Origin of the sequence: Jiangella alkaliphila (assembly GCF_900105925.1) — a bacterium.
GTDB classification, from domain to species: domain Bacteria; phylum Actinomycetota; class Actinomycetes; order Jiangellales; family Jiangellaceae; genus Jiangella; species Jiangella alkaliphila.
The window spans coordinates 6,814,444-6,841,318 of sequence record NZ_LT629791.1 but is presented as its reverse complement, the minus strand read 5'-3'; the positions used below and the strand labels follow the sequence as shown (position 1 = coordinate 6,841,318).

Annotated in this window: 23 protein-coding genes; 16 read left to right on the top strand and 7 right to left on the bottom strand. The window is 71.5% G+C overall.

The window, feature by feature from the left end:
* Window positions 1-5: 5 nt before the first annotated feature.
* The gene (locus tag BLV05_RS31430) at window positions 6-2,129 is read right to left on the bottom strand and encodes a prolyl oligopeptidase family serine peptidase (protein ID WP_201777973.1); all 2,124 of its coding nucleotides are present in this window, start codon (window positions 2,127-2,129) and stop codon (window positions 6-8) included.
* Between the two features lie 9 nt (window positions 2,130-2,138).
* A complete protein-coding gene (locus BLV05_RS31425; RefSeq protein WP_052762441.1) occupies window positions 2,139-2,747 on the bottom strand; it encodes a GNAT family N-acetyltransferase in 609 nt (202 codons plus the stop codon).
* Between the two features lie 287 nt (window positions 2,748-3,034).
* On the opposite strand from BLV05_RS31425, the gene BLV05_RS31420 reads away from it, so the two are divergent.
* Complete coding sequence (locus tag BLV05_RS31420; RefSeq protein ID WP_046768708.1) at window positions 3,035-3,640, top strand: dihydrofolate reductase family protein; 606 nt, start codon at window positions 3,035-3,037, stop codon at window positions 3,638-3,640.
* 29 nt (window positions 3,641-3,669) lie between these two features.
* Entirely contained in the window at window positions 3,670-4,002 is a 333-nt protein-coding gene (locus tag BLV05_RS31415; protein WP_046768709.1) for a YciI family protein, read from the top strand.
* Between the two features lie 9 nt (window positions 4,003-4,011).
* Here the strand turns inward: BLV05_RS31415 and BLV05_RS31410 are convergent, their stop codons facing one another.
* Window positions 4,012-4,842, bottom strand: a complete 831-nt coding sequence (locus BLV05_RS31410) for an MBL fold metallo-hydrolase (protein ID WP_046768710.1) — start codon at window positions 4,840-4,842, stop codon at window positions 4,012-4,014.
* Window positions 4,843-4,916: 74 nt separating this feature from the next.
* Between BLV05_RS31410 and BLV05_RS31405 the strand changes: the two genes are divergently transcribed.
* The 5 genes from BLV05_RS31405 to BLV05_RS31385 all read left to right on the top strand — a co-directional run bounded on the left by BLV05_RS31405 (window position 4,917) and on the right by BLV05_RS31385 (window position 13,144).
* On the top strand, window positions 4,917-5,363 hold the full coding sequence (locus BLV05_RS31405; protein ID WP_046768711.1) for a winged helix-turn-helix transcriptional regulator: 447 nt from the start codon (window positions 4,917-4,919) through the stop codon (window positions 5,361-5,363).
* A 61-nt stretch (window positions 5,364-5,424) separates the two neighbouring features.
* The gene (locus BLV05_RS31400) at window positions 5,425-6,150 is read left to right on the top strand and encodes a hypothetical protein (RefSeq protein WP_046768712.1); all 726 of its coding nucleotides are present in this window, start codon (window positions 5,425-5,427) and stop codon (window positions 6,148-6,150) included.
* Window positions 6,147-7,685 carry a DNA polymerase Y family protein gene (locus BLV05_RS31395; RefSeq protein WP_046768713.1) on the top strand — a complete coding sequence of 513 codons (1,539 nt, stop codon included), beginning with the start codon at window positions 6,147-6,149 and terminating at the stop codon, window positions 7,683-7,685. The genes BLV05_RS31400 and BLV05_RS31395 overlap by 4 nt, the downstream gene beginning before the upstream one ends.
* Before the next feature lie 17 nt (window positions 7,686-7,702).
* Complete coding sequence (locus BLV05_RS31390; protein ID WP_046768714.1) at window positions 7,703-11,107, top strand: error-prone DNA polymerase; 3,405 nt, start codon at window positions 7,703-7,705, stop codon at window positions 11,105-11,107.
* A gap of 366 nt (window positions 11,108-11,473) precedes the next feature.
* Entirely contained in the window at window positions 11,474-13,144 is a 1,671-nt protein-coding gene (locus BLV05_RS31385) for an alpha/beta fold hydrolase (protein WP_083421449.1), read from the top strand.
* 24 nt (window positions 13,145-13,168) lie between these two features.
* Here the strand turns inward: BLV05_RS31385 and BLV05_RS31380 are convergent, their stop codons facing one another.
* Window positions 13,169-13,498 carry a hypothetical protein gene (locus BLV05_RS31380; RefSeq protein ID WP_152690740.1) on the bottom strand — a complete coding sequence of 110 codons (330 nt, stop codon included), beginning with the start codon at window positions 13,496-13,498 and terminating at the stop codon, window positions 13,169-13,171.
* Window positions 13,499-13,559: 61 nt separating this feature from the next.
* On the opposite strand from BLV05_RS31380, the gene nucS reads away from it, so the two are divergent.
* Window positions 13,560-14,249: an endonuclease NucS gene (gene nucS / locus BLV05_RS31375; RefSeq protein WP_046768717.1), complete on the top strand. Its 690-nt coding sequence runs from the start codon at window positions 13,560-13,562 to the stop codon at window positions 14,247-14,249.
* Between the two features lie 21 nt (window positions 14,250-14,270).
* Here nucS and BLV05_RS31370 read toward each other — a convergent pair whose 3' ends face one another.
* Window positions 14,271-16,253: a hypothetical protein gene (locus BLV05_RS31370; RefSeq protein ID WP_046768718.1), complete on the bottom strand. Its 1,983-nt coding sequence runs from the start codon at window positions 16,251-16,253 to the stop codon at window positions 14,271-14,273.
* Window positions 16,250-16,504 carry a hypothetical protein gene (locus BLV05_RS31365; protein ID WP_046768719.1) on the bottom strand — a complete coding sequence of 85 codons (255 nt, stop codon included), beginning with the start codon at window positions 16,502-16,504 and terminating at the stop codon, window positions 16,250-16,252. The genes BLV05_RS31370 and BLV05_RS31365 overlap by 4 nt, the downstream gene beginning before the upstream one ends.
* A 95-nt stretch (window positions 16,505-16,599) precedes the next feature.
* Here BLV05_RS31365 and lpdA point away from each other — a divergent pair, with 95 nt between their 5' ends.
* From lpdA to BLV05_RS31345, 4 genes are all read left to right on the top strand, one after another.
* A complete protein-coding gene (gene lpdA / locus BLV05_RS31360) occupies window positions 16,600-18,000 on the top strand; it encodes a dihydrolipoyl dehydrogenase (RefSeq protein WP_046768720.1) in 1,401 nt (466 codons plus the stop codon).
* Between the two features lie 200 nt (window positions 18,001-18,200).
* Entirely contained in the window at window positions 18,201-18,908 is a 708-nt protein-coding gene (locus tag BLV05_RS31355; RefSeq protein ID WP_172860734.1) for an IS4 family transposase, read from the top strand.
* Window positions 18,909-19,019: 111 nt separating this feature from the next.
* A complete protein-coding gene (locus BLV05_RS31350) occupies window positions 19,020-20,249 on the top strand; it encodes an IS256 family transposase (RefSeq protein ID WP_083421475.1) in 1,230 nt (409 codons plus the stop codon).
* A gap of 68 nt (window positions 20,250-20,317) precedes the next feature.
* Window positions 20,318-21,004: a transposase gene (locus BLV05_RS31345; protein ID WP_083421447.1), complete on the top strand. Its 687-nt coding sequence runs from the start codon at window positions 20,318-20,320 to the stop codon at window positions 21,002-21,004.
* A gap of 49 nt (window positions 21,005-21,053) precedes the next feature.
* On the opposite strand, the gene BLV05_RS31340 is transcribed toward BLV05_RS31345, so the two are convergent.
* Window positions 21,054-21,605, bottom strand: coding sequence for a hypothetical protein (locus BLV05_RS31340; protein WP_152691174.1), 552 nt, complete (start codon window positions 21,603-21,605; stop codon window positions 21,054-21,056).
* Window positions 21,606-21,768: 163 nt separating this feature from the next.
* On the opposite strand from BLV05_RS31340, the gene BLV05_RS31335 reads away from it, so the two are divergent.
* The 4 genes from BLV05_RS31335 (at window position 21,769) to BLV05_RS31320 (ending at window position 26,859) form a co-directional block, all read left to right on the top strand.
* Window positions 21,769-23,175, top strand: a complete 1,407-nt coding sequence (locus tag BLV05_RS31335; RefSeq protein ID WP_083421331.1) for an IS1380 family transposase — start codon at window positions 21,769-21,771, stop codon at window positions 23,173-23,175.
* Window positions 23,176-23,478: 303 nt separating this feature from the next.
* Window positions 23,479-24,666, top strand: a complete 1,188-nt coding sequence (locus BLV05_RS31330) for a polysaccharide pyruvyl transferase family protein (protein ID WP_046773052.1) — start codon at window positions 23,479-23,481, stop codon at window positions 24,664-24,666.
* Between the two features lie 209 nt (window positions 24,667-24,875).
* Entirely contained in the window at window positions 24,876-25,559 is a 684-nt protein-coding gene (locus tag BLV05_RS31325; protein ID WP_046773051.1) for a response regulator transcription factor, read from the top strand.
* 4 nt (window positions 25,560-25,563) lie between these two features.
* Window positions 25,564-26,859: a sensor histidine kinase gene (locus tag BLV05_RS31320; RefSeq protein ID WP_046773050.1), complete on the top strand. Its 1,296-nt coding sequence runs from the start codon at window positions 25,564-25,566 to the stop codon at window positions 26,857-26,859.
* The last annotated feature ends 16 nt before the right edge of the window (window positions 26,860-26,875 follow it).

Below are 26,875 nucleotides of genomic sequence, written 5' to 3'. Positions count from 1 at the left end.
CGGGATCACCGCACCCCCAGGCCCAGCTGCGCGGCGACGAAGCCGAGCTGGTCGGCGCTGAGGTCGACGGTGCGCGACACGGCCCGGGCGCCGTGCCCGACGTTGGCCTCGGCGCGCAGCAGGATCGGCCGCGTCGCCGGGTCGCCCGACGTGGCGGCCTGCAGGGCGGCGGCCATCTTGCGCGCGTGCAGGGTGTCGACGCGGCTGTCGCCGTCGAACACGGTGAACAGGACGGACGGGTAGTCGACGCCGTCGCGCACGTGGTGGTACGGCGAGTAGCCGAGCAGCCAGCCCAGCTCGACGGGGTCGGCGGCGGTGCCGTACTCGTCGTTCCAGGACTCGCCGAGGCCGAACTTCTCGTACCGGACCATGTCGAGCAGCGGCGCGGAGCAGATGACGGCGCGGTACAGGTCAGGCCGCTGGGTGAGCGCGGCGCCGACCAGCAGGCCGCCGTTGGACCCGCCGAAGATCGCCAGCTGCTCGTGCGTCGTCCAGCCCTCGGCGACGAGGTACTCGGCCGCCGCGGCGAAGTCGTCGAACACGTTCTGCTTGTGCTCGCGCATGCCGGCGCGGTGCCATTCCTCGCCCTCCTCTGAGCCGCCGCGCAGGTTCGCGACCGCCCACACGCCGCCGGCCTCGACCCACGCCAGGATGCTGGCCGAGTAGGACGGCGTCAGGGCGATGTTGAAGCCGCCGTAGCCGTACAGCACCGCCGGCCGCGGGCCGTCGGCCTGCCCCGCCGGCGACACGATGACCATGCGCACCTCGGTGCCGTCCTTCGACCGGTACACCACCTGCTGCGACCGCACAGCGGGCACGTCGACCAGCCCGGGCGGGTCGGCCCACGTCGACACCGTCCGCGAGCGCGCGTCGTAGTGCAGGATGCGCACCGGGACCGTGTGGTCGGTGTAGGCGATCCACGCCTCGTGCCCGCCCTCGGGCCGCTCGGACAGCCCGCCGGCGCTGCCGATGCCGGGCAGCTCGAGCGAGTGCAGCGCCTCGCCGGTGGCCAGCGCGTGTGCCGTCACCTCGGAGACGGCGTGCCGCGTGCGCGACGCCAGCAGCACCGGAGCGTCCAGCTCGGCGCCGTCGAGCAGGGCGAAGTCCTCGAGCACCGCATCGGGGTCCTCGGGCAGCAGGTCGCGCCAGTGCTCCGGCTCGGGCGTCGTGGGGTCGGTGACGGCGAGCCGGCCGCGCGGTGCGTCGAGGTCGGTCCACACGTACAGCCGGCCGTCGCGGCCCACGTGCAGGCCGGTCTTCGCGTCCTGGCCGACGACGACGGGGCGCAGCCGCGGCGCCGCGGGGTCGGCGGCGTCGGCGCCGTCGCCGCCCAAGTCGGCGATCCAGACGTCGTTGCGCGGCGCCGTGCCCTGCGCCGCCGAGACCGTCAGCCAGCGGCCGTCGCGGCTGACCGAGACGCCGTAGTAGTTGGTCTTGTCCTTGCCGGCGCCGAAGATCTCGACGTCGCCGGCGGGGTCGGTGCCGAGCCGGTGCAGGTAGACGCGGCGGTGGAACTGGTCCTCGCCGGCCGGGACGGAGCCCTTCGGCAGCCGGCGCACGTAGTAGAACGCCTCGCCGCCGGGCAGCCAGGCGACGGGGGAGTAGCGGGCGCGGTCGATCGGGCCGTCGACCACCTCGCCCGTCGCGACGTCGAGCACCCGCAGCACGGACTCCTCGGTGCCGCCCTCGGAGAGCTGGTAGGCGAGCAGGCCGCCCTCCTTCGACGGCTGCCAGCCGTCGAGCGTGGTGGCGCCGGACGGGTCCAGCGCCACGGGGTCGACCAGCGCCCGCTCGGTGCCGTCAGGGTCGACGGTGAGCAGGACGGCGTGCTCCTGGTCGGGCGTGCGGCGGGTGTGGAACACGCGGTCGCCGCGCCAGACCGGGGTGCCGACGGAGCCGGCCCGCAGCAGCTGCGCCAGCCGCTCGGCGAACGCCGGGCGGGCCGGCCAGCCGGCGCGGTACTCGTCGAACAGCACGCGCTGCGACTTGGACCACGCCTGTGTGCCGGCGTCGTCCTCGTCCTCCAGCGCGCGGTACGGGTCGGGCACCGTGACGCCGTGCAGCACGTCGGCGTCGTCACCGCGCGGGGCGGGGGGATACGGCTGGGAGCTCGATGCGTCGATGGCCACCCTCCGACCTTACTGACCCCCTCCGGCCGGCTCGCGCCACATGGCCGTCAGCGTGGGACCGCCGGGCAGGACGATGTCCCTGGTCGGCCGGAACCCGAACCGCTCGTAGATCGGGACGTTCCCCGCCGCCGACGACTCCAGGTACGCCGGCACCCCTTGCGCGTCGGCCCGCGCGAGCCCGTCGCGCAGCAGCGCGCCGCCGACGCCACGTCCGGGCAGCGCCGCCCCGAGCGTCTGCAGGTACCAGTGCGGCGGCCCCGCCGGATGCGCGTCCTCGATGGTCCGGAACGCCCGCATCGCCTTCGGCAGCCCCGTCCCGAACGCCCGCAGCAGGTGCCGGCTGTAGCGCAGCGTCTGCCAGAACCCCGGCGGGCCGGCGCCGGGCAGCCCCCACAGCGCCGCCCCGGCGATCTCCCCGTCGACCACGTCGACCCACGACCCTCGCGGGCTCAGCAGCGTCTCGAACACGAATAGCGCGGTCAGCCGCCTCCGGTACCGCGGCGCCGGCACGATGAACCGCATCACCGGGTCGGCGTCGAACGCCTCGGCCAGCACCCGCGCGACCGTGCCGATGTCAGACCGCAGCGCCTGCCGGACGACGTGACTCGAAGGCTGCATCACTTGATCATGCTGCATGATCGGCGTGCAGGTAAGTGATGGCCCGAGACACGGCGGTTGCGTAGGTTCGGGCGGATGGAGCAGTCGGTTCGCTGGCCGACGTCTTCTCCGCCTTGGCTAGCCTGGTCGCCGCACCAGGCCGGGCATATCGGGCGCCGTCACGACGACCAGCCTTGCCAAGGGCGGCAATCGGCCGTCGGGTGCGGTGTCGGATCGGGGTGGGAGCGTTCGTAGAGGGGGTGAGCGGCCGCCCACGAGGGGCGACCCGAGGAGAGGGAACCGCGATCATGAAACTGACGGCCATCATGCAGGTGTCGGTCGACGGCGTGATGCAGGGGAACGGCGGGCGGCATCCGGAGCTCGACCCGGGGTTCGAGCGCGGCGGGTGGGCGCTGCCGCTGTTCGACGACGAGGCGATGGCGTACGTCGAGCAGCTGTGCCTGCGTGCCGACGCGTTCCTGTTCGGACGGCGGACCTACGAGTTCTTCGCCGCGACGTGGGGCACGATCGAGGAGATGGCGAACAGCACGATCGGGCGGGCCTTCAACACGCGGCCCAGGTACGTAGCGTCGACCACGCTGACCGAGCCGCGCTGGGCGGGCACGACCGTCCTCTCCGGCGACGTCGCGGCGGCGATCGGCGAGCTGAGGACCGGGCCGGGCGGTGAGCTGCAGGTGCACGGCAGCGGCGACCTGGTCCGCCGGCTCCTCGAGAACGACCTCGTCGACGAGTTGATCCTGCTCGTCTGCCCGGTGGTCGTCGGCGAGGGGACGCGGCTGTTCCCCGACGCCGGGCCGGACCTCGCGCTCGACCTGGTCGAGTCGCGGGCCTTCCCGAAGGGCATCACGGCCCAGGTCTACCGGCCCGCAGGCCGTCCGCAGTACGCCAGCTGAAGCTCGACACAGACAGGAGACGATCCGAGATGAAGTACCTGGTTTCCGTGATCGACGACAAGAGCGGTTCGGCCACCCCGGCCGAGATGGCGGCGATCCACGAGTTCAACGAGCGGATCCAGGCCGATGGCCACTGGGTCTTCGCCAACGGCCTCGCCGACCCCAGCACGGCCACCGTCGTCGACAACCGGGGCGGCGGCGAGCCGTTGATCACCGACGGGCCGTTCCTGGAGTCGAAGGAGTACTTCGCCGGCCTCTGGATCATGGAGGCCGCCGACCTGGACGCCGTGCTCGAGCTGGCCGCCCAGGCGTCGAAGGCCTGCAACCGGAAGCTCGAGGTGCGGCCGTTCGTGCGGCCGTGACGTGTCTCGCTAGCTCGGCGTCCCGTCGCCCTGGTTCCTCTGGGCGAGTTGGTGGCGTTGGCCTTCGTGGATGTCGGCCACCCACTCCCAGCCCTCCTTGGCCGGCGGGCCGATCCGCGGGTCGTCGAGAACACCGTCGTCACGCAGGACGCGCAGGTACGCGCGGTCGAGGTCGATCCGGGCGCGCAGCTGATCGGCTCCGCCGACGGATCCGTGACCAGGGATGACGACGTCGGCGTCGCCCGCCACGCCCTCGAGGAGTTCCAGTCCGGCGAGGTAGTCCCCGATCGGGTCGGCGGGGTCGAAGTCGAGCATCGGGGGGAAGAGGTCGGACAGCATGTCGCCGGCGACGAGCACCCCGCTCTCCTCGACCAACAGTGCCGCGTGGCCCGGGGCGTGCGCCGGATGCTCGATGATCCGGACTCGAGGGCCGTCCCAAGGAAGCTCCGCCGTTCCGGCGGGCAGAGCGGTGATGCGGCCGAACGGGTCCAGCGGTATCTCGTCGGCGATCTCCGGCGGCAACCCCTCGGTGACGCGCGCCTTCCAGTCCGCGTCCGACAGCACGTCTCGCATGAAGGACGCGCAGCGGGCCGTGCCGTAGCGGGGCGCCTCGCCGAGCTCGTCGTGCCAGAGCACGTGATCCCAGTCGGGATGCGTCGCGAAGCCTGCCACCACCGGCTGGCCCAGCTCGCGGAGGTCGTTCGCGAGGCAGGCCATCTCGTCGCCCGTGATCCCGGGGTCGACGAGCAACACGCCGGCCCGGCCCTGCACGACGGCGGTGTTATTCTGGAGTAACTCGCTCTGGTGGACCAGCACACCCTCCGCGAGCTGCGTCAGCATGAGGTTCCCTCCGCTTGTGATATGCAATCGCTTTCCGGGACGGTACTCCCTGGCGATGGTAGATTGCAAGCACTATGGGCGAAGCACATGAGCCTCGGTCGGGGTGCCCGATCAACGCCGCCGTCGAGGTGTTCGGCGATCGCTGGAGCCTGCTCGTCCTGCGCGACATCATCTTCGGGGGCCGCCGCTATTTCCGGGAGCTGCAGGCCGGCTCCATGGAGGGGATCGCCTCGAACATCCTCGCCGACCGGCTCAAACGTCTCGTCGAGTTCGGCTTGCTCACCCGCGAGGACGTGCGACCCGGCCAGCGGGCGCGCTACAGCCTGACCGAACCCGCGATCCAACTCGTGCCCGTGTTCGCGCAGCTCGGCAGCTGGGGGGCGCGCCACCGGCCCACGAGCTCCGAGCTGCGCGCGGGCGCCGAGGTGCTCGAACAGGGCGGCCCCGCGCTCTGGCTCGAGCTCATGGATGAGCTTCGCCGCTCGCACCTCGGCTCACCTCCTGCCGCCAGTTCCTCGTAGCGCGCCAGGTGGGGCGACGCTCCGCTTGACACCACTCGAACATGTGTTCGACGATGGGTGAGTGACGGTTCTCAGGCGCGACCAGGCCGAAGCGGCGCTGGCCAGAGCGGGTCTCGCCGTCCAGCCGGTCGAGCTGGTCGCGGTGCTGCCCGCCCTGCGCACGCTGCTCGGCGGGCTGCGCCGCGGGCAGGTGGTCGCGGTCGACGGGGCCGGGGTGCTGCCGCTGGCGCTCCTGGCCGGGGCCACGGCGGCCGGGGCATGGGCGGCGGTGGTGGGGCTGTCCGAGTTCGGCGTGCCGGCGGCGTCCGACCTGGGCGCCGACCTCGGCCGGGTCGTGGTCGTCGAGCACCCCGGCGACCAGTGGGCCGAGGTGGTGGCGGTGCTGCTCACGTCGGTCGAGGTGGTGCTGGTGCGCCCGCCCGGGCCGGTCTCCGGGCAACTGTCCCGGCGGCTCGTCGCGCTGGCGCGACGGCACGGCACGGCGCTGGTCTGCGTCGGCGACTGGGAAGGGGCGCAGACCCGCCTGCGGGTGGCGTCGTCGCTGTGGGTGGGGCCGGATGGCGGCCGCGGCCACCTGCGCGGGCGGCGGGTGAAGGTCGAGGCGTACGGACGGGGCGCCGGCGCCCGGCCGCGGTCGGCGTGGTTGTGGCTGCCCGGACCGGACGGCACGGTGTCCGGCGCCGACCTCGAGGCGCTGGAGACCGGCGGACCCGCGCTGTCCGCGACGGATGCGACGGGCGCGACGGCCGGCAGCACGCCGGCGGCCGGTCTGGGGGTGGCGGGATGAGCCGCCGCCGGGTGCTCGTCGTGTGGTGTCCTGACTGGCCGGTGGTCGCGGCCATGGCCGACGACGCCGCCATCCAGGCGTCCGCGCCGGCCGTGGTGCTGGCCGCCAACGCCGTCGTCGCCTGCAACGAGGCGGCCCGGGCCGAGGGCGTCCGCCGGGGCATGCGCCGCCGCGACGCGCAGTCGCGCTGCCCCGAGGTCACCCTCATCGACGCCAGCCCCGACCGCGACGCCCGGGTGTTCGAGCCGGTGCTGGTCGCGGTCGAAGAGCTGCGGCCGGGCGTCGCGCCGTTGCGGCCGGGGCTGCTGGCGGTGCACGCGCCGGGTCGGTTCTACGGCGGCGAGGAGTCCGCCGGCGCGCTCATCGCCGAACGGCTGGTCCAGGTCGGCGTGTGGGACAGCCGCGTCGGCATCGCCGACGACCTCTTCACCGCCGAGCAGGCCGCCCGGCAAGCCGGGCCGCAGGAGACCGTCGTGGTCGAGGCGGGCGGGTCGGCGGCGTTCCTGCGCGACCTCCCGGTCAGCGTCATCGACGACGACGAGGTGGCCGGCCTGCTGCGCCGCCTGGGGCTGCGCACACTCGGCGACTTCGCCCGGCTCGACGGCGACGACGTCCAGGCGCGGTTCGGCGGCTACGGCGCCAAGGTGCACCGGCTGGCCCGCGGCGAGGACGCCGCCCTGCTCGGCGCCCGCAGGCCGCCGCCCGACCTGGAGTGCCAGGTCCGGTTCGAGCCGCCGCTGGACAACGTCGAGGCCATCGGCTTCAGCGTCCGCCAGACCGCCGAGCGGTTCGTCGCCCAGCTGGCCGGCCGCGGGCTGGTCTGCACCGAGGTCCTCATCGAGGCCGAGTGCGACCACGAGGTCGCGTCGTCGCGGATGTGGGCGCACTCGCGCTGGTTCGGCCCCGCCGACCTCGTCGACCGCGTCCACTGGCAGCTGCGGGGACAGCTGCGCAACACCGGGGGCGTCTCGGCGCCGGTCGAGCTGGTGCGGTTCGTCCCCGACACCGTCGAGCCGGCCGGCGCGCACGCCGCGGCGCTGTGGGGCGGCGGCACCGACGAACGCGTCGAGCGGGCGGTCGCCCGGGTCCAGGGGATGCTCGGCCCGCACGCGGTCACCGTCCCGGCGGTGCAGGGCGGCCGCGCGCCGGCCGACCGCCAGGCGCTGGTCCCGTGGGGCGAGCGGCCGGTCGGGCTCCGCCCGGTCGACCTCCCGTGGCCGGGCAGCCTCCCGCCGCCGGCACCGGTCCGCGTGTTCGCCGAGCCGCGTCCGGTGGTCGTCGTCGACGACCGGGGGCAGCTGGTGTGGGTCAGCGAGCGCGGGGTGGTCAGCGCCCCGCCGGCCCGCTTCCGCGACGCGTCCGGTGACGGCTGGCAGCCGGTCGGCGCGTGGTCCGGGCCGTGGCCGGTCGAGGAGCTGTGGTGGGACAACCCGGCCAGCTGGGTCGCCCGCTTCCAGATCGTCTCCGTCGACGGCCACGCCTGGCTGATGACCTGGGCCGACGACGGCTGGTGGGTCGAGGCCGGCTATGACTGAGCAAGAGAGGTCCTGACGTGGGGTGGAACAACCCGCCGATCCCCTGGGGCGAGCTGGAGCGCCGGTTGTCCGACCGGCCGACGGTCCCGCCCGAGGACGGCCCGGGGTCGCGCAAGCGCAAGCCGTACAGACGCAAGGCCGAGGTGGTCCGCCCGGACGAGCCGGTCACGCCGTACGCCGAGCTGCACGCGCACAGCAACTTCAGCTTCCTCGACGGCGCCAGCGGGCCGGACCGGCTGGTCGAGGCGGCCATCGAGCTGGGGTTGCACGGGCTGGCGCTCACCGACCACGACGGCTTCTACGGCGCGCCGCTGTTCGCCGAGATCGCTCAGAAGTACGCCGCCGAGAACCTGCGCACCGTCTACGGCGCGGAGCTGTCGCTGGGCCTCGACGCGCCGCAGAACGGCGTCCCCGACCCTCGTGGCCAGCACCTGCTCGTGCTGGCCAGAGGCGTCGAGGGCTACCACCGGCTGGCCGGCGCCATCACCGAGGCACAACTGCGCGGCAAGGAGAAGGGAAAGCCCGACTACCGCCTCGACGAGCTGGCCGAGTTCGGACGCGGGCACTGGCTGGTGCTCACCGGCTGTCGCAAGGGCGCGGTCCGATCCGCTCTCGCCACCGAGGGACCGTCCGCGGCCGTCGTCGAGCTGGACCGGCTGACGGAGAGGTTCGGCCCCGAGCACGTGGTGGTCGAGCTGTTCGACCACGGCCATCCCAGCGACGACGACGTCAACCGGCTGCTGGCCGGCCTCGCCGCCGACCGCGGGCTGCGCGTCGTCGCCACCAACAACGTCCACTACGCCGACCCCGGCGACCACCGGCTGGCCTCGGCCATGGCGGCGATCCGGGCCCGGCGCAGCCTCACCGAGATGAACGGCTGGCTGCCGGCGTGGGGCGCGGCGTCGCTGCGGACCGGCCGCGAGATGGCCGCCAAGTTCGCCGCCTACCCCGGCGCCGTCGCGCGCTCCGTCGAGCTGGCCGACGAGCTCGCGTTCGACCTGCACAAGGCCAGCCCGCGGCTGCCGAAGGAGCACATCCCCGACGGCCACACGGCGATGAGCTGGCTGCGGATCCTGGTCGAGCGCGGCTTCCAGCGCTACTACCACGGCGTGAAGCACGAGCAGGCCGCCCGCGACCGCGTCGACTATGAGCTGAAGATCATCGACGAGAAGGACTTCGCCGGCTACTTCGTCATCGTCCACGACATCGTCGCGTTCGCCCGCGACGAAGGCATCCTCTGCCAGGGACGGGGCTCGGCGGCCAGCTCGGCGGTCTGTTACGCGCTCGGCGTCACCGCGATCGACCCGGTTTACCACGACCTCCCGTTCGAGCGGTTCATCTCCGTCAACCGCGACGAAGAGCCCGACATCGACGTCGACTTCGACTCCGCCCGGCGCGAAGAGGTCATCCAGCAGGTCTACGAGTGGTACGGCCGGCGCAACGCCGCCCAGGTCGCCAACGTCATCAGCTACCGGCCCAAGATGGCCGTCCGCGACGCCGCCAAAGCGCTGGGCTACTCGCCGGGGCAGCAGGACGCCTGGTCGAAGCAGACCGACAGCTGGTCCGCGGTCGCCGGCCAGGACGTCGCCGACCACGAGATCCCCGGCGCCGTCGTCGACCTCGCCAACCAGCTCATGCGGGCGCCGCGGCACCTGGGCATCCACTCCGGCGGCATGGTCCTGACCGAGCGGCCGATCGGCCAGGTGTGCCCCATCGAGTGGGCGCGCATGAAGGACCGCACCGTCCTGCAGTGGGACAAGGACGCCTGCGAGTCGATGGGACTGGTCAAGTTCGACCTGCTCGGGCTGGGCATGCTGAGCGCGCTCAACCACGCGTTCACCCTGATCGCCGGGCATCTCGGCGAGGCGTGGGAGCTGCAGAGCGTGCCGAAGGAGGAGCCGGCGGTCTACGACATGCTCTGCCGCGGCGACTCCATCGGCGTGTTCCAGGTCGAGAGCCGGGCCCAGATCGGGACGCTGCCGCGGCTGCGTCCGCGCAAGTTCTACGACCTCGCCATCGAGATCGCGCTGATCCGCCCCGGCCCCATTCAGGGCGGCGCCGTCCACCCGTACATCCGCCGCGCCACCGGCAAGGAGGAGGCCGAGTACGTCCACGAGGACCTGAAGCCCGTGCTCGAGCGCACCCTCGGCGTGCCGCTGTTCCAGGAGCAGCTCATGCAGATGGCCATCGCCGTCGGCGACTGCACCCCCGACGACGCCGACCTGCTGCGCCGCGCCATGGGCTCCAAGCGCGGCGTCGAGCGCATCGAGAGCATCAAGGAGAAGCTCTACGTCGGCATGGCGAAGCGGGGCCTCACCGGCGCCGTCGCCGACCAGCTCTACACCAAGATCCTCTCGTTCGCGAACTTCGGGTTCGCCGAGAGCCACGCGCTGTCCTTCGCCAAGCTCGTCTACGTCAGCTCCTGGCTCAAGCTGCACTACCCGGCGGCGTTCCTGGCCGCGCTGCTGCGGGCCCAGCCGATGGGGTTCTACTCCGCCCAGTCGCTGGTCCACGACGCCCGGCGGCACGGCGTGCAGGTGCTGCGTCCGGACATCATGAGCTCCGGCGCCACGGCCGGCCTCGAGCCCGACGGCGACCCCCGGGGCACCGGGCGGGCCGAATGCCTGGCCCCGGAGCACGAACCTGCCGAGTGGGTCCCCGGCACGCCCGACCCGACGCCCGAGCACCGCCGCGACAGCGGGTACGCGGTCCGGCTCGGCCTCGACTCCGTCCGCGGCATCAGCACGCCGGCCGCCGAGGCGATCGTCGCCGCCCGCGAGGACCGGCCGTTCCGCGACCCGACCGACCTGTCCCGCCGGGCCGGCCTCGACGCCCGGCAGCTGGAGGCGCTGGCCACCGCGGGCGCGTTCGACGGCTTCGGCCTCACCCGCCGCGAGGCGCTGTGGAACGCCGGCTACGTCGAGACCGCCGGCCAGCTCGAGGCCGTCACCGCGACCCCGCCGGCGCCGGCGCTGCCGGGCATGAGCGACGTCGAGCTGACCCTGGCCGACCTGTGGGCCACCTCGATCTCACCCGGCAGCCACCCGATCGCGCACCTACGGCCACTGCTGCGCCGCGAGGGCATCCTCGCCGTCGAGGCCCTCGCCGCCGCCGAGCCGAACCGCCGGGTCACCGTCGCCGGCGTGGTCACGCACCGGCAGCGCCCCGGCACCGCCGGCGGCATCACGTTCCTCAACATCGAGGACGAGACCGGCATGCTCAACGTCGTCTGCGGCGGCGGGCTGTGGCAACGGCACCGGCGGGTCGCCCGCAACGCCGCCTGCATGATCGTGCGGGGCATCCTGGAGCGCAAGGACGGCGTGATCAACCTGGTCGCCGACAAGCTCGCCTCGCTGGCCGAGCTGCACCCCGAGGCCGCCCGCGCCCTGCACGCCCGGCACCGCTCCCGCGACTTCCAGTGAGGACGGGCGGGTAGCGCGGGCAACGGTGTACCGCCGCCCGCCGCTGCCCGCCGCTGCCCGCCGCCGCCGCCCGCCGCCGCCGCCCGCCGCCCACCGCCCGTCTGCCGCCTGCCGCCGCCCGCCCCGCCAGTCCGGCCCGCTGGAGGTCTGCCATCTCATTCGATTGCAGACCTCCATCGCGCGATGGAGCTCTGCAATCGCATCCGACGGCAGAGCTCCAGCGCGGCGACGAGGCCGTCACCGGCCCACGGGCCGTCACCGGCCCCCGGCTCCGGCCCACGCGCCGTCGCCGGGCCCCGTCACCGGCCCACGGGCCGCCGGCCGGGCCCCAGGCCCCGGCCGGCGGCGACGCGGTAGCGTCCTGGCGTGCCGACCTACCGCGCCGATGACACAACGCCCCTGCACTACGACGAGCTGGCCGGACCGGATGCCGCCGGCCCGCCGGTCGTCGTCCTGGCGGGAGGGGCCGCGCGGCACCCCGTCTACCTGGGCGATCTCGCCGGGCTGGCCGACCGGTACCCGCTGGTGATCCCGCACCTGCGCGGCATCGGCCAGTCACCGGCGCCTGCGCCGGACCGCCCGAACCAACTGGAGGCGGCCTCGTACTGGCGGCAGGCCGACGACCTCGACGCGTTGCGCCGGCACCTCGGGCAGGATCGCCTGCTGGTCGCCGGGCACTCCGCCGGCACCCGGCTCGCCGTCGCCTTCGCCGTGCAGTACCCGGAACACGTCGCGGCGCTGCTGCTCCTCACGCCGCCGTCCGTCCACCTCGTTGACGCCGAGCCGGACGCGGGGAAGATCGCCGGCCGCCTCAGCACGACGGAGCCGGCCTTCGCCGACGCCTGGGCCGCGCTGGCCGAAGGGCCCGCCGTCCTCGACGACGAGGGCTTCAACGACTGGCAGCGGCGGGTCGCGCCGTCCAGCTACGCCCACTGGGGCCCGGCCGAGCAGCGGCACGCCGCCGAGGGCCGCTACGACCTGCCCGCCAACCGCGCGTACTTCAGTGTCGACCCGCCGGTCGACCTCGCCGAGCGGCTCGCGTCCGTCGCCGCCCCGGTGCTCGTGGTCGCCGGCGCCGACGACGCGATGACCGGGTTCGCGCCGGTCGCCGCGCTGGCCGAGCGGTTCCCGGCCGGTCGCCTGGCCGTCGTCGAGGCCAGCGGGCACTACCCGTGGGTCGAGCGGCCGGCTCCGTTCCGGGCCGCCGTCGACGCCTTCCTGGACGACGTGGTCGAGGTGCCGCTGCTCGGCGGCGACGTCAGCGACGGCGTCGTCCGCGTCGGCCGCACCGTCCGGCGGCGCCCGGCCGAGGCCGCGGCCGCCGTCCACGCCTACCTCCTGCACCTGGAGCGGGCCGGCTTCGCGCACGCGCCGCGCTTCCTGGGGTTCGACGAGCGGGGCCGCGAGATCCTCACCTACCTCGACGGCGAGATGGGCGGCCGGCCGCTGGCGCCGTGGGCGGCCACGGAGGACGCGCTGCGCGAGATCGCCGTCATCCAGCGCCGGCTGCACGACTGCTCCGCCGGCTTCGTGCTGCCTGACGGGGTCGGCTGGCCGCCGCCGGTCGACCTGCCCGGCGTGCCGCCGGTGATCGAGCGCGGCACCGAGGACGTCGTCGGGCACAACGACATCACGTTCGAGAACACGATCTTCGCCGGCGGACGGCCGGTCGGGATCATCGACTTCGACTTCGCCGGGCCGACCACGCGGCTGCTCGACGTCGTCACGACGCTGCGGTACTGGGCGCCGCTGGCCGCGCCGGCCGACCGCGACCCGGCGCTGCGCGACGCCGACGCCGGCCGCCGGATGCGGATCTTCGCCGACGCCTACGGGCTCGACGCCGCCCAGCGGGCCGGCCTCCTCGACGTCGCCGACCGCCGGTTCACCCGCAGCTGGCACGCCATGAAGCACCGCGCCGAGAACGACGGCGGCGGCTGGGCGCGCATGTGGGACGGCGGCGCCGGCGACAACATCCGGCGCAGCCAGGAGTGGGTCCGGTCGCAGCGAGACGCACTCGCCGCGGCGCTCACCGGCTGAGCCGGCCGACCCGGCCGAGCCGGGTCAGCACAACACCGCGGCGCCGGTGCGGTGCAGGTAACCGCAGATCAGCGCCAAGTCCCACTCCAGCTGCGTGATGCGTTCGTCGATGTCCTCGGCCGGCCAGGACGGCGCGTCCAAGCCGAGCTGCCGCTCGATCTCGTCCAGCCGGGCCGCGTCGCCCGGGCCGGCCCGTTGGCCGGTGCCGTCGCCGTCGTCGACCCGTGCCCGCAGGTCGCGGACGACCGCCTCCAGCTCGTCGATCCGCCCGCTCTGCCGCTGCACGACGACGCCGCCGAGCCCGACGACGGCGAGCAGGACGAGACCCATCGCGATCAGCGCAATCCGATTCATGACCGCCCCCGCACGTCCGTGTGCGTGTGTTCCGCACGGTACGCCGTCTAGAGTTCGGGCGGTGAGGATCGTCATCGCCCGTTGCCAGGTCGACTACGCCGGCCGGTTGTCCGCCCACCTCCCGCTCGCCACCCGCGTCATCATGGTGAAGGCCGACGGCAGCGTGCTGGTGCATTCCGACGGCGGCTCGTACAAGCCGCTGAACTGGATGAGCCCGCCCTGCACGCTCACCGTCCGCGAGCCGGAGCCGGGCGAGGACGGCGTCACCGCGGTGTGGACGGTGCAGAACGACAAGACCGACGACCGCCTGGTGATCGACCTGCACGAGATCCTGCACGAATCCACCCACGACCTCGGCCTCGACCCGGGCCTGGTCAAAGACGGCGTCGAGGCGCACCTGCAGGTGCTGCTGGCCGAGCAGGTCGAGACGTTCGGCGCCGGCTGGCGGCTGGTGCGGCGCGAGTACCCGACGCCGATCGGCCCGGTCGACCTCCTCTGCCGCGACGAGCAGGGCGTCGCCGTCGCCGTCGAGGTGAAGCGGCGCGGCGAGATCGACGGCGTCGAGCAGCTCACCCGCTACCTCGACCTGCTCAACCGCGACCCGCTGCTGTCGCCGGTGCGAGGCGTGTTCGCGGCGCAGGAGATCAAGCCGCAGGCCCGCACGCTCGCCGTCGACCGCGGCATCGCCTGCGTCACGGTCGACTACGACGCCCTCCGCGGCGTCGACGACCCGACGTCGCGGCTGTTCTGACCGGGCTTCCGACGGCGCCGTTCAGTCGCCCTCGATCAGGTCGAGCATCTCGAGCCAGTTCTCGGCTTCGCCCCAGCCACTGGTCCACCCCTGCTGGGCCTCGTCGGCCGACTCGTTGAGCTCGTTCGGCGGTGCGTCGTCGGTGGGTGGGTTGACCCAGTCGTAGAACTGGTCCGCGAGGGCGTCATCAGCGAAGATCTCGTTCATCGGCCTGAGTTGGCCGTTCTCGAGGAGGCCGGCCGGCGCGCTGGCGAGCGCGTCGGCGCCGACCCCGTTCTGGATCATCTTCTCGGCGATGAGGTACCAGCGCATGTGCTCTTCGGTGACGTTGTCGGCGACCACCTGGCCCTCGGTACCCTCGCCGTCCACCCACGCGGCGAGGCCCTCGCCCGTGCCGATCTGCAGTGCCCAGTACGGCAGGTGCGCCGAGCCCGGCACCGGGATGAGTCCGAGGCCGGCGCTGTAGAACTTCGCCAGCCCGTCCCGGATCTCGCGCTGCTGGGCGTCGAAGTCGGCGGCGTAGTTGCGCCGTGCCTCGTAGTGCAAGGACGACATCCCGCCGAACAGCGACATCAAGTCCGCCGTCCGGGTGCCGGGCGGATCGGTGGCATGGTCGGCCAGGATCGATGCGTTGAGCTGAGTGTCCATCAGCGTGCTCATGGCGGTGTCGAAGGGCATGGACGTCTCGAGCTGGTCCTGGAAGCCGCCGACGAACAGGTAGACGACGTCCGGGGTGAGGTAGAACGACGGGGTCAGGCCCGCGTCGCCAGGGAAGTCGGCCGGCGCATCGGTCATCGACGGGTCGCGCCGTCCGGGACGTTCGCCTGGATCGACGAAGGACCCCGCCACCATCTCGTCGACGTACGCCGCCGCCACCCGACCGAGCGAGTCTCTCATCGAGGCCGGCACTTCCCTGTGCCTCCCGACGGCGGAGATGAACTCGAAGGCGAGCTCGTTCTCCTCAGGAGAGTGCTCCGTGCGCGGCGGGGTGCCCTCCGCACCGACACCGGCCTCGATGGCCAGCCCGAACGCGTCAGCGACGCTATGCCGATCCGGCGGTGACCCGCTCAGCAGGTCGACCCGGTCGAAGAGCTCCTGCACCGAGATGTCCTGCCCGGTCAGCACTTCCGTGGCCATCGTGGGATACCGGCTCAGCACGGTGAACGCCATCGCGGTGATGTCCGATGGCAGGCCGGCGGTCGTGGTGTCGGACGGCGTCAGCGACTGGGCCGAGATGTTGGCAGGGTCCGCCCAATCCTCGCCGGCGAACGCGTCCAGCGCCGTTCCGTTGACGGTTCCCTGGACGAACGACTGCGCATCGGGGCCGGAGAAGTTGCCGTACTGCAGCAGCGCCAGCCGGCCCCAGGCGACCATGGGGTCGTCGGTCGGCTGGTGGAACTCGTACATCGCGCCCCAGCCGTCGGGGTGGTCGGCGTCGAGCAGGGCGGTGGACAGTCCCTGGCTCATCAGCTCCAGGTAACGCTGGGCGTTCGCGCCGGCGCCGCCGTCGGGCATGCCGATCGACCCGGCCAGCATGGCGGCGGCCTCGGGGCCGAGCTCGGCGTAGAAGGCGGACATCGCGTCCGGATCGTCGGCCAGCTCCTCGAGCTCGGCCATCAGCTCGTCGAAGCCCTCGTTGACGCCGCCCAGGTCCTTCAGGGCGATGGCGAGCTCACGGCCGCTGGCCTCCGCCGTCGAGGTGGACATCCGCTCGACCAGCGCCTCGTCGAGCTGGACCGTCAGTGCGCCGGGCTGCTGGTTCTCGAGCACGCGGGCGAGGTTCAGCCGGCGGGTCAGGTCCGGGAGCGCCTCGTCGTCGATCCAGTCCTGGACCCGGTCCAGCGCCTCGAAGCCGCGGGAGGAGACGTCGAGCCCGTCCATGTCCGACCGCACCGACCGCCCGGTGGGGTGGCCGGTGAAGTCCATGACGGTGCTCAGAGAGACCTGCATCCGCGCCACGAGGTCCTCGAGCCCGGCGATGGTGATCGAGGAGAAGACGGTCATGCCGGTGGGTCCTCTGGTGCCGACGCGACCTCGGCCGCGATGTCCCCGGCGATCGTGTCCGCCGCCGTCTGGAGGGCCGCCTTGTGACCGTCGAGGTCGGCGCCGAACGCGTCGGCGCGCGTGCCGGTCCAGGCCCCGCCGCCGGCCATGATCGTGAGCGGCGTGTCGAGGGCGCCCTTGAGATCGTCGACGATGCGTGAGACTCGGATCTGCAGTTGCTCGAGGTCGGCGCGGCGGGTGGAGTCGTTCACGGTATCGAGTGAACTACCCGGCATCTTCAGATCGTCTTCACTTGTGTGTCACGGCTCGCAGCGTGGCCGGACGGCGGGCCTCTAGGCTGGGGTCCATGAGTGCGCACTTCGATGTCGTCGTCCTGGGCGCCGGTCCGGGCGGGTACACCGCGGCCGTCCGCGCGGCGCAGCTGGGCAAGTCCGTGGCCGTCGTGGAGTCCAAATACTGGGGCGGCGTTTGCCTCAACGTGGGCTGCATCCCGAGCAAGGCGCTGCTGCGCAACGCCGAGCTGGCCCACATCGTCAAGAACGAGGCCGACACCTTCGGGCTGGTCTTCGAGGGCGAGGTCAAGGCCGACTACTCGAAGGCGTACGAGCGCAGCCGCACCGTGGCCGACGGCCGCGTCAAGGGCGTGCACTACCTGATGAAGAAGAACAAGATCACCGAGTTCGACGGCTGGGGCACGTTCACCGACGCCACCACGTTGGACGTCCGCCTGAACGACGGCGGCAACGAGACGGTGACGTTCGAGCACTGCATCGTCGCGGCCGGCGCGACGACCCGGCTGCTGCCCGGCACGTCGCTGAGCGAGCGCGTCGTCACGTACGAGGAGCAGATCCTCGAGAGCGAGCTGCCGCAGCGCATCGTCATCGCGGGCGCCGGCGCCATCGGCGTCGAGTTCGGCTACGTCATGGCCAACTACGGCGTCCAGGTCACGATCGTCGAGTTCCTCGACCGCATGCTGCCGCTGGAGGACCCCGACGTCTCCAAGGAGCTCGCCCGCCAGTACAAGAAGCTCGGCGTCGACGTCCGCACGTCGACCCGCGTCGACGCCATCGACGACTCCGGCGACGTCGTGAAGGTGACGGTGACCTCCGGCGACCAGCAGGAGGTTCTCGAGGCTGACAAGGTCCTGCAGGCCATCGGCTTCGCCCCGCGCGTCGACGGCTACGGCCTCGACAAGACGGGGGTGCGGCTGACCGAGCGCGGCGCCATCGAGGTCGACGACCGCCTGCGCACCAACGTCCCCAGCATCTATGCCATCGGCGATGTGACGGGCAAGCTGCTGCTCGCGCACGCGGCCGAGGCCATGGCGATCGTCGCCACCGAGACCATCGCCGGCGTCGAGACCATGCCGATCGACTACGACATGATCCCGCGGGCCACGTACTGCCAGCCGCAGGTGGCCAGCTTCGGCTACACCGAGGAGCAGGCTCGCAAGCTGGGGCATGAGGTCAAGGTCTCGAAGTTCCCGTTCATGGCCAACGGCAAGGCCCACGGCCTCGGCGACCCCGTCGGCTTCGTCAAGATCGTCGCCGACGCCGCGCACAACGAGCTCCTGGGCGCCCACCTCATCGGCCCTGACGTGACCGAGCTGCTGCCCGAGCTCACGTTGGCGCAGCTCTGGGACCTGACGGCGGACGAGGTCGGCCGCAACATCCACGCCCACCCGACGCTGTCCGAGGCCGTCAAGGAGGCCATCCACGGCATCTCGGGACACCCGATCAACATCTAGACGCGTGCGTACACCCCATGATCATCAACCTTTTGCGTCGTGATAGCACAATGCCGTTAAGTTAGGGCGGTTTGTGCTGGTCAGCGGCGTGTCGGTGGGGTTCGTGGGCAGGGCCCTCCGTTAGAACGGTGATTGTCGAAGATCATCGTCTGCCGGAGGGCCCTGTGAGTTCTGAGTCTGCCACGTGGCGATCGGGCGAGGTGAGTCTGGGCGCACTGGAAAGTGATCTTTGTCCGGAGCTGCTGGACGAGGTGATCGAGCAGGCCGGTGTGCGCGAGCAGCGGCGGCGGCTGTTGCCGGCCCGGACGGTGATGGTCTTCGTGCTCGGGTTATGCGTGTTCTGCGGCGCCGACTCGCATTCCCCGCCGGGATACCGCATGGTGATGTGCTGGCTGACCAGCACGTTCGGGTACCTGCGGGGGCTGGTCGTGCCGAGCGCGTCGGCGCTGTGCCAGGCCCGCAAACGCCTGGGCGTCACGCCGCTGCGGCTGCTGTTCGACCGGGTCCGAGGCCCACGCGCGGCGCCCGACGCGGCGGGAGCGTGGCTGTTCGGGCGGCGGCTGGTCGCCTTCGACGGCACCGCCCTGGACCTGGCCGACACCGCGGCCAACGTGGCCGCGTTCGGCCACATCGGCACGCCCTCGGGGTTCGCACAGGTGCGGCTGGTCGCGCTGATCGAATGCGCCACCCACGCGATCATCGACGCGGTGTTCGACGCGTGCCGGCACAGCGAGCAGGAACTGACCCAGCGGCTGATCGGTGCGATGCGTCCGGGGATGCTGGTGCTCGCCGACCGCAACTTCGGTCACCGGTTGTTCGCCCAGATCGCCACCAGCACCGGCGCGGACCTGATCTGGCGGATCAAGGGCAACGCCGACTTCCCCGGGCGTGTTGAATCTTTCGTGTAAGGCCGGGTGGGCCAGGATTGGTCCGGGCGTGTTTGCGTCGTGGCCGCGAGAGGATTCTTTGTGTCGGAGCAGGAGAAGGTTGTCGATTCCTCGGATGAGGCAGCTCGTCGGTTGGCGGCGGTGTTGCCGGATGAGGCGATTGATAATCTGTTGGCGGATGCCGAGTCGTCCGGGACACCGGTTGATGGTGTTCATGGGTTGTTGAATCGGTTGACGTCGAGAGTTCTGGAGCGGGCGTTGGAGACCGAGATGACCGATCATCTCGGTTATGAGCCCGGTGATCCGGCTGGGCGCGGATCGGGGAACTCCCGGAATGGGCGTTCGGCCAAAACGGTCGCGACGACGGCCGGCCCGGTGAACGTGACCGTGCCACGAGACCGGAATTCGACATTCGCCCCGCAGATCGTGCCGAAACACTCCCGGCGTGTCGGCGCGATCGAGGACATCATTCTGTCGTTGTATGCGCGCGGGCTATCGACCCGGGAGATCGAGGCGCACCTGAAGGAGATCTACGACATCAACACGTCGCCGGCGCTGATCTCCAAGATCACCGACGTGGTCGTGGACGAGATCACACTGTGGCAGAACCGGCCGGTCGACGAGGTCTACCCGATCGTCTACGTCGACGCCATCCGGATCCGGGTCCGCGACCGCGGCTCGGTCACGCTGAAGTCCGCACACCTGGTCGTGGGCGTCGACGTCGACGGGTTGAAGGACGTGCTGGGGATCTGGATCGCCGCGGAGGAGGGCGCGAAGTTCTGGGCGCACGTGCTCACGCAGCTGCGCAACCGGGGCCTGCGCGACGTCCTCATCCTGTGCTGCGACGGGCTCACCGGGCTGCCTGACGCCGCGCGCAGCGTGTTCGACAAGGTCACCGTGCAAACCTGTGTCGTGCACGTCATCCGCAACACGATGCGATTCATCTCCTACGGCGACCGGAAAAAGGTCGCCACGGCGATGCGTCACATCTACACCGCTCCCGGCGTCGCCGCGGCCGAGATCGCGTTGAAAGAATTCGAGCAGAACTTCGGGCAGCAGTATCCCGGCGCGATCGAGGTGTGGAAGAATGCGTGGAACGAGTTCATCCCGTTCCTGGATTACCCGGCCGAGCTACGCCGAATCGTCTACACGACGAACCTGATCGAATCAATCAACTACCAGCTGCGGAAGATCACCAAGACCCGCGGCCACTTCCCCGACGATGACGCCGCCATGAAGCTGCTCTTTCTCGGGATCCGTAACATCAGCCGGAAACGAGGAGGAGCATCAGGCACCGGAACCCATGGATGGAAGAAAGCACTCAACTTCCTGGTCGTGGAATTCCCCGGAAGACTCACCTAGAAAAGTCACATCAAGGTAAAGGTTTGCCCTGTCTTACACGAAAAACTTGACAGGCCGACTTCCCCGCCATGAAGATCCTCGACGACGGCTCCTACCTGTCAGTGATCACCGCGCAACGCTACAAGAAGCGCTGGCGCACCGCCGCCCGGCGGGGCTGGCCGGAGCCTCCGATGCCCGGGCACCCGGTGCGTATCGTCGACTACCGAGTCACCACCCACGTCGGCGATACCGTCACCATCAGCGATATCAGGCTCGTCACCACCCTGCTCGACCCGGCCGAGGCGCCCGCCCGAGCCGTCGCCGAGGCCTACCACCAGCGGTGGGAATCGGAGAACAGCTACCAGGAACTCAAGACCCGACTGCGTGGCGCCGGGTTCATCCTGCGCTCGAAGTCACCCGACCTCGTCGATCAGGAGATCTACGCCCTGCTCGTCACCTACCAAGCCCTCTGCACCCTGAGAACCGACGCCGCGGACACCGTCGGCGTGGACCCGCGCCGGATCTCCTTCACCATCACCATCCGCGTCACCCGAGACACCATCACCGCCGGCCGACTCGACCAGAACACGCGCGTCCTGGCCATCGCCGCCATCAGCAGCGACCTCAACCCGCCACGACGAGCCCGCGTCACGCAGCGCGTCAAGAAACCACCCCGGAACACCTTCAAAGCCAAACGACGAGACCAGACCCGCCCACCCAGCCACGCCACCCACAAGATCAAAGTTCGCCGGGCCAGCAAAACCGCCCTAACTTAACGGCATTGCGTGATAGCAGCACGAAAGGTTGATGATCATGGGGCGCGGGTCAGTCGTCGGTCTTCTGCTCGATCTCGGGTGTGACGACGCCGTCGATGCAGCGGAGGCGGACCTCGACCTCGACGTCGTCGCCCTCGAACTTGATCTGGGGGTGGTCGTCGCGCTCGTCGTCGTCGCTGTCGACCTCGAAGCCCTGGTTCGCAATGGCGCTGACGACGGTCACCGTGCCGTCGGCGTTGCACCGGGCGATGACGGTGCCGGCACCGTCGGCGGGGATGCTGACCGGTGCGGAGACCGCGGGGGTGGTCGGCTCCACCTCGGGCTCATCGGACGGCGGGTCCGTCGGCGTGGGGGCCGGGGTCTCCGAGCCCGACGGGGACGGTGACGGAGACCCCGACGGCACACCGGCCGGGTCGCCGGTCGGGTCGGGGGTCGCGAGCCGTTGCTCGACCTCGGCCTGGGTGAGCGGCTCCTGGGACGACCCGAAGATGTCGCTGCCGATCATGCCGACTGCCGCCATGCCGACCGCCGTCGCGGCGGCCGCGGCGGCGAGCCACAGCAGCACACCGGTCCCGATGCGCACCGTCCGTGTCCTGACCACCTCCCCACTATGCCTGCCGGCCGGTTAAGGGATCCCTAAGCCTCGATCCACCGACAGGTGGAGTGTCGTGGTAGGGCGTGGGAGCGTGAGAATGCGCTTCTGAGCTGGGAGGATACGACTTGTCTAAGGCACGTATCGCCAGCTCAAGAAGGGCATCTCGTAGATGCAACTCTCTCACACCCGACCGGTCGTCTCGGCGGCCTTCGATGAGCCCAACCTCGTGTCGTCGGCGGGCCTGGTCCCGGCGATGGCCCTGGCCGGCGAGGCACGGCTGCGCGAGCTGGGCGATGAGCACCTGAGCGTGCCGACGGACAAGGGCGCCAACGCCGGGCTGAAGCTGTCGGGCCTGGTCGCCGGCATGACCGCCGGCGCGGACAGCATCGACGACATGGCCCTGCTACGCCACGGCGCGATGGGGAAGGTCTTCGCCGGCATCTACGCCCCCTCCACACTTGGCTCGTTCCTGCGCGCCTTCACCTTCGGCCATGTCCGCCAAGCCGACGCGATCGCCTCTCGGTTTCTGATCAACCTGACCCAGCGCACGGCCCTGCTGGGCGAGACCGCAGACACCGCGACGGTGATGGTCGACATCGACGACACCATCGTGGAGGTACACGGCTATCAGAAGCAGGGCGCGGGGTTCGGGTACTCCGGGGTGCGGGGCCTGAACGCCGTGCTGGCCACCGTTTCCAGCCAGACCTTCGCGCCGGTGATCGCCGCCCAGCGCCTGCGCAACGGCTCGGCCGGGTCCCCACGCGGGGCGACGCGTCTGGCCACCGACGCCCTCGCCCTGATCCGCCGCACCCACCTGGCCGGCCGAGACGTGCTGGTCCGGGCGGACTCGGCGTTCTACTCCCACGCCCTGGTCACCGCAGCGTTGAAGGCCGGCGCGAACGTCTCGATCACCGTGCGGATGGACCCGGCGGTCAAACGCGCCATCGCCGGCATCGCCGAGACCGCCTGGACCACGATCAAATACACCGACGCCGTCTACGACGAGACCACCAGAACATGGAACTCTCGTGCCGAGGTCGCCGAGGTTCCCTTCACCGCGTTCACCTCCAAGAACAAGACCGACCAGATCCCCGGCCGGCTCGTGGTCCGCCGTATCCCCGATCTCAACCCCCGCAACAGCGAAGGCCAGGACACGTTGTTCGATTCCTGGCGCTTCCACGCCTTCTTCACCACCACCGACACCACCGAGATGGACACCGTCGCCGCGGACCAGACCCACCGGGCCCACGCGGTCATCGAGAACGTCCACGCCGACCTCAAGGCCTCCGCGCTGGCCCACCTGCCCTCCGGGGTGTTCAACGCCAACGCGGCCTGGCTCGTCTGCGCGGTCATGGCGTTCAACCTCACCCGCGCCGCCGCGACCCTGACCAAGACCCCCACTCTGACCAGGGCGACCACCGCGACGATCCGCCGCAAACTCATCACCGTCCCCGCCCGGATCGCCACCTCCGCCCGGCGTCTGACCCTGCACCTGCCGACCAACTGGCCCTGGCAGACCGCGTGGTCCACGCTCTACAACGCCCTCTTCCCCCGGCCCGCCACGACACACACCTGACCACCAGCCCCCGCCGGCACGAGAAGGAACCCCAGTGGAAAGCCGGGCAGACCGGCAACTCACTCACACCCAACGTGATCACAACCACCTCGCCTGAAACCAGACGACGTCACCAAGCTGGTCGGTGGATCGAGGCTAAGGCGAGGCAGTGGTCTTCCCATCCGGCGCCTGCGGTAGATTCAATTCACGAAACGACTATTTCGCTTGGTGATAGATGGCGGCAGAACACGCCGTCTCGTCACTCGGCTCGTCTCCGGCTAGCTTGACACGGTCATCGGTTCGGTGGAATCGAAGGGGAGCGACATGAAGGTCGGGATCATCACCCTTCCGTTGAACGTCAACTATGGCGGCATCGTTCAGGCATTCGCGCTGAAGAGGGTGTTGGAACGACAGGGTCACGATGTCTGGTTCATCGACCGGGACGGCTGGCCGAGATTCCCGGCCACGAAGAAGCCGATGGGCTACGTCGACGGACTGCGCGCGGCCTACCTGCTCAGGAAGAAGCTCTCGTGGCGCGGCCTCCGGGAGCGCGACGACCTGGTGCGTCGCACGCGCGAGAACACCCGGCGGTTCGTCGACGACCACCTCGAGCAGAGCGTCGCGCTGGCCGACCTGGACCCTTCGGGGCGGGACGGGTTCGACGCGCTGGTGGTCGGCAGCGACCAGATCTGGCGCCCGGCCTACGAGATCGTGACGTCCCAGTCGTTCGACAACGTCTTCTTCTCGTTCGCGGAGAACTGGGACGTGACGAGGTTGTCCTATGCGGCGTCCTTCGGCGTCGACGAGTGGGAGTTGTCCGAGAGCCAGACCCGGCGGTGCTCCGAGCTGCTTCAGCGATTCGACGCCGTGTCGGTCAGAGAGCAGAGCGGGGTCGCGCTGTGCCGCGACCGGCTGGGGGTGATCGCTGAGCAGGTGCTCGACCCGACGATGCTGCTCGATCCGTCCGACTACGCCGACGTCATGGCGGACGACGCGCCCTCCGGCGGGGGCCGGGTCTTCACCTACGTTCTCGACGCCAACGAGGACAAGGACCGGGTCGTCGGCAAGGTGGCGGCCTTCGTCGGCGCGGAGGTCGCCGGCCTCGAGATCGGCCGGGTCTCCGAGCGGCTGAACTACGCCGTCCGCATCGGCCTCGACCGGACCGGGCCCGGCGCGGCGACGTGGGACTCGATCGTGGTGCCCCCCATCGAGACGTGGCTGGCCGCGTTCCGGGACGCGAGCTTCGTGGTGACCGACTCGTTCCATGGCAGCGTCTTCGCGATCCTCTTCCGGAAGCCGTTCATCGTGTACGCGAACGGGAACCGCGGCCTGACCAGGTTCAAGTCCCTGCTGGGTCTCTTCGGGCTGGAGGACCGGCTGATCACGTCGTCCAGCGAACTGAGCGACGCGAAGCTCGCGGACGAGATCGACTGGGTCAAGGTCGACGAAGTGCTCGGCAAGGAGCGGGACCGGTCTCGTCGCTTCCTGGACGCTGCCCTCCGGCCGGGTTAAGGGACGGCTAAGGCAACCTCAACGGACGCCCCGGGGAGGGGCGAACCGGCAGGTGAGCGGCCGCCGGTGGCTTAGGGTCGCTGTGGAGGGCCTTGCACACCGGCGATGACCGGGGGCCGGAGGCTCCCGCGAGTCGTCGGTCGAGACCGCAAGGCGTATGGAGAGCGGAACGGGTCGTGCGAGGCCCGACACGTAGAGGATTGTCTGCCATGGCCCAGGTACTCGTCGTCGAGGACGATGCGACGATCAGGTCCGCGCTGATCCGCGGGCTGACCGAGCGCGGCCACGCGGTGCGATCGGCGCCGACGGCGATGGCGGGGCTCGAGCAGGCGGTGGGGGACCGGCCCGACGTCGTCGTGCTGGATCTGGGGCTGCCGGACCTGGACGGGACGGCGATGCTGCGCATGCTCCGCGGCGTCAGCGATGTCCCGGTCATCGTCGCCACGGCGCGGGACGACGAGAGCGAGGTCGTCGCCGTCCTGGACGCGGGGGCGGACGACTACGTGACGAAGCCGTTCGGCGTCGCCCAGCTGGACGCGCGCATCCGGGCCGTGCTCAGACGCGGCGGCGAGGAGCAGCGCGACCAGGCGGTCACCGTCGGCGGCCTGCGGGTCGACCCGCGCTCCCGCGAGGCCGCGCTCGACGACACCAGCCTCGAGCTGACGCCGCGCGAGTTCGACCTGCTGCACTACCTGGCCGCCCGCGCCGGCGAGGTGGTCAGCAAGCGCGAACTGCTGACGGAGGTCTGGCAGCTCCCCTACGGCGGCGCCGACAAGACCGTCGACGTGCACCTGTCCTGGCTGCGCCGCAAGCTCGGCGAGACCGCGCAGGAGCCCCGCTACCTGCACGCCGTCCGCGGCGTCGGGGTGCGGCTGGCCGCGCCGGAGGACTGAGCAGGTGCGCCGCCGGCTCCTCGTCCTCGTCGCCGCCACCACGACGCTGGTCCTGGTGGCCTTCCTCGTGCCGCTGGCGCTGCTGGTCAACGACGTCGCCGCCGACCGCGCGGTGCAGGCGGCCACCGTCGAGGCGCAGGCGCTGACGTCGGTGGTCGCGACGGCGGAGGGGGACCCGCTGGCGCTCACCGTCGCCCAGGTCGACGCGACGTCCCGGTTCGACGTGACGGTGTTCCTGCCTGACGGTGAGCGGCTGGGCGCCGAGGCGGACCGGTCGCCGCTGGTCGAGCTGGCCGAACGCGGCTCCAGCGCGTCCGCCGAGGCCGACGGCGGTCGCGAGATCGTGTTCGCCGTCGACGGACCGGACAGCACCAGCGTCGGCGTCATCCGCACGTTCGTCCCGGACGCGGAGCTGCGCCAGGGCGTCGCCCGCGCCTGGCTGGCGCTGGCCGGGCTCGGCGTCGCGTTGCTGCTGGTCGGCCTGGTCGTCGCGGACCGCCTCGGCCGGCGGCTGGTGCGCGGCGCGACCGACCTCGCGGCGGTGTCGCACCGGCTCGGCCGCGGCGAGCTGGACGCGCGCGCCGACCCGTCCGCGCCGGGCGAGCTGGGCGTCACCGCGACGGCGCTGAACGGGCTGGCCGGGCGCATCACCGACCTGCTGCGCGAAGAGCGCGAGACCATCGCCGACCTCTCGCACCGCGTCCGCACCCCGCTGACGACCCTGCGGATGGACGCCGAGGCGCTGCCCGCCGGCGAGCAGTCCGAGCGCATCGTCGCGAGCGTCGACGCCGTCGACCGGGCGGTCACCGACGTCATCCAGCAGGCCCGGCGGCGCGGCACAGGCCCGGAGGGGGTGACGGCCGACGCCGCCGACGTGGTCCGCGAGCGGGCCGCGTTCTGGGCGGTGCTCGCCGAGGACACCGACCGCGAGCTGACGGTGGACGTCGCGCCCGGCCCGCTGCCGGTCGCGCTGGCCCGCGGCGACCTGGAGGCGTGCGTCGACGCGCTGCTCGGCAACGTGTTCGCGCACACCCCGAACGGGACGGGGTTCACGGTGCGGCTGGAGCCGCGCGACCGCGGCGGCGCCCGGCTGGTCGTCGCGGACGAGGGGCAGGGGCTGCCGTCCGGCCAGACCACAGGCGTGCTGCGGCGCGGCGTCAGCGGGTCCGGGTCGAGCGGCCTGGGGCTGGACATCGTCCGGCGGACGGCCGAACAGTCCGGCGGCGGTGTGCGGCTGGACAGCCCGCCGAGCGGCGGCCTCACCGTCGTCGTCGACCTCGGCACCGGGCCGGAGGCTTAGCCGGGCGTTAACCGTC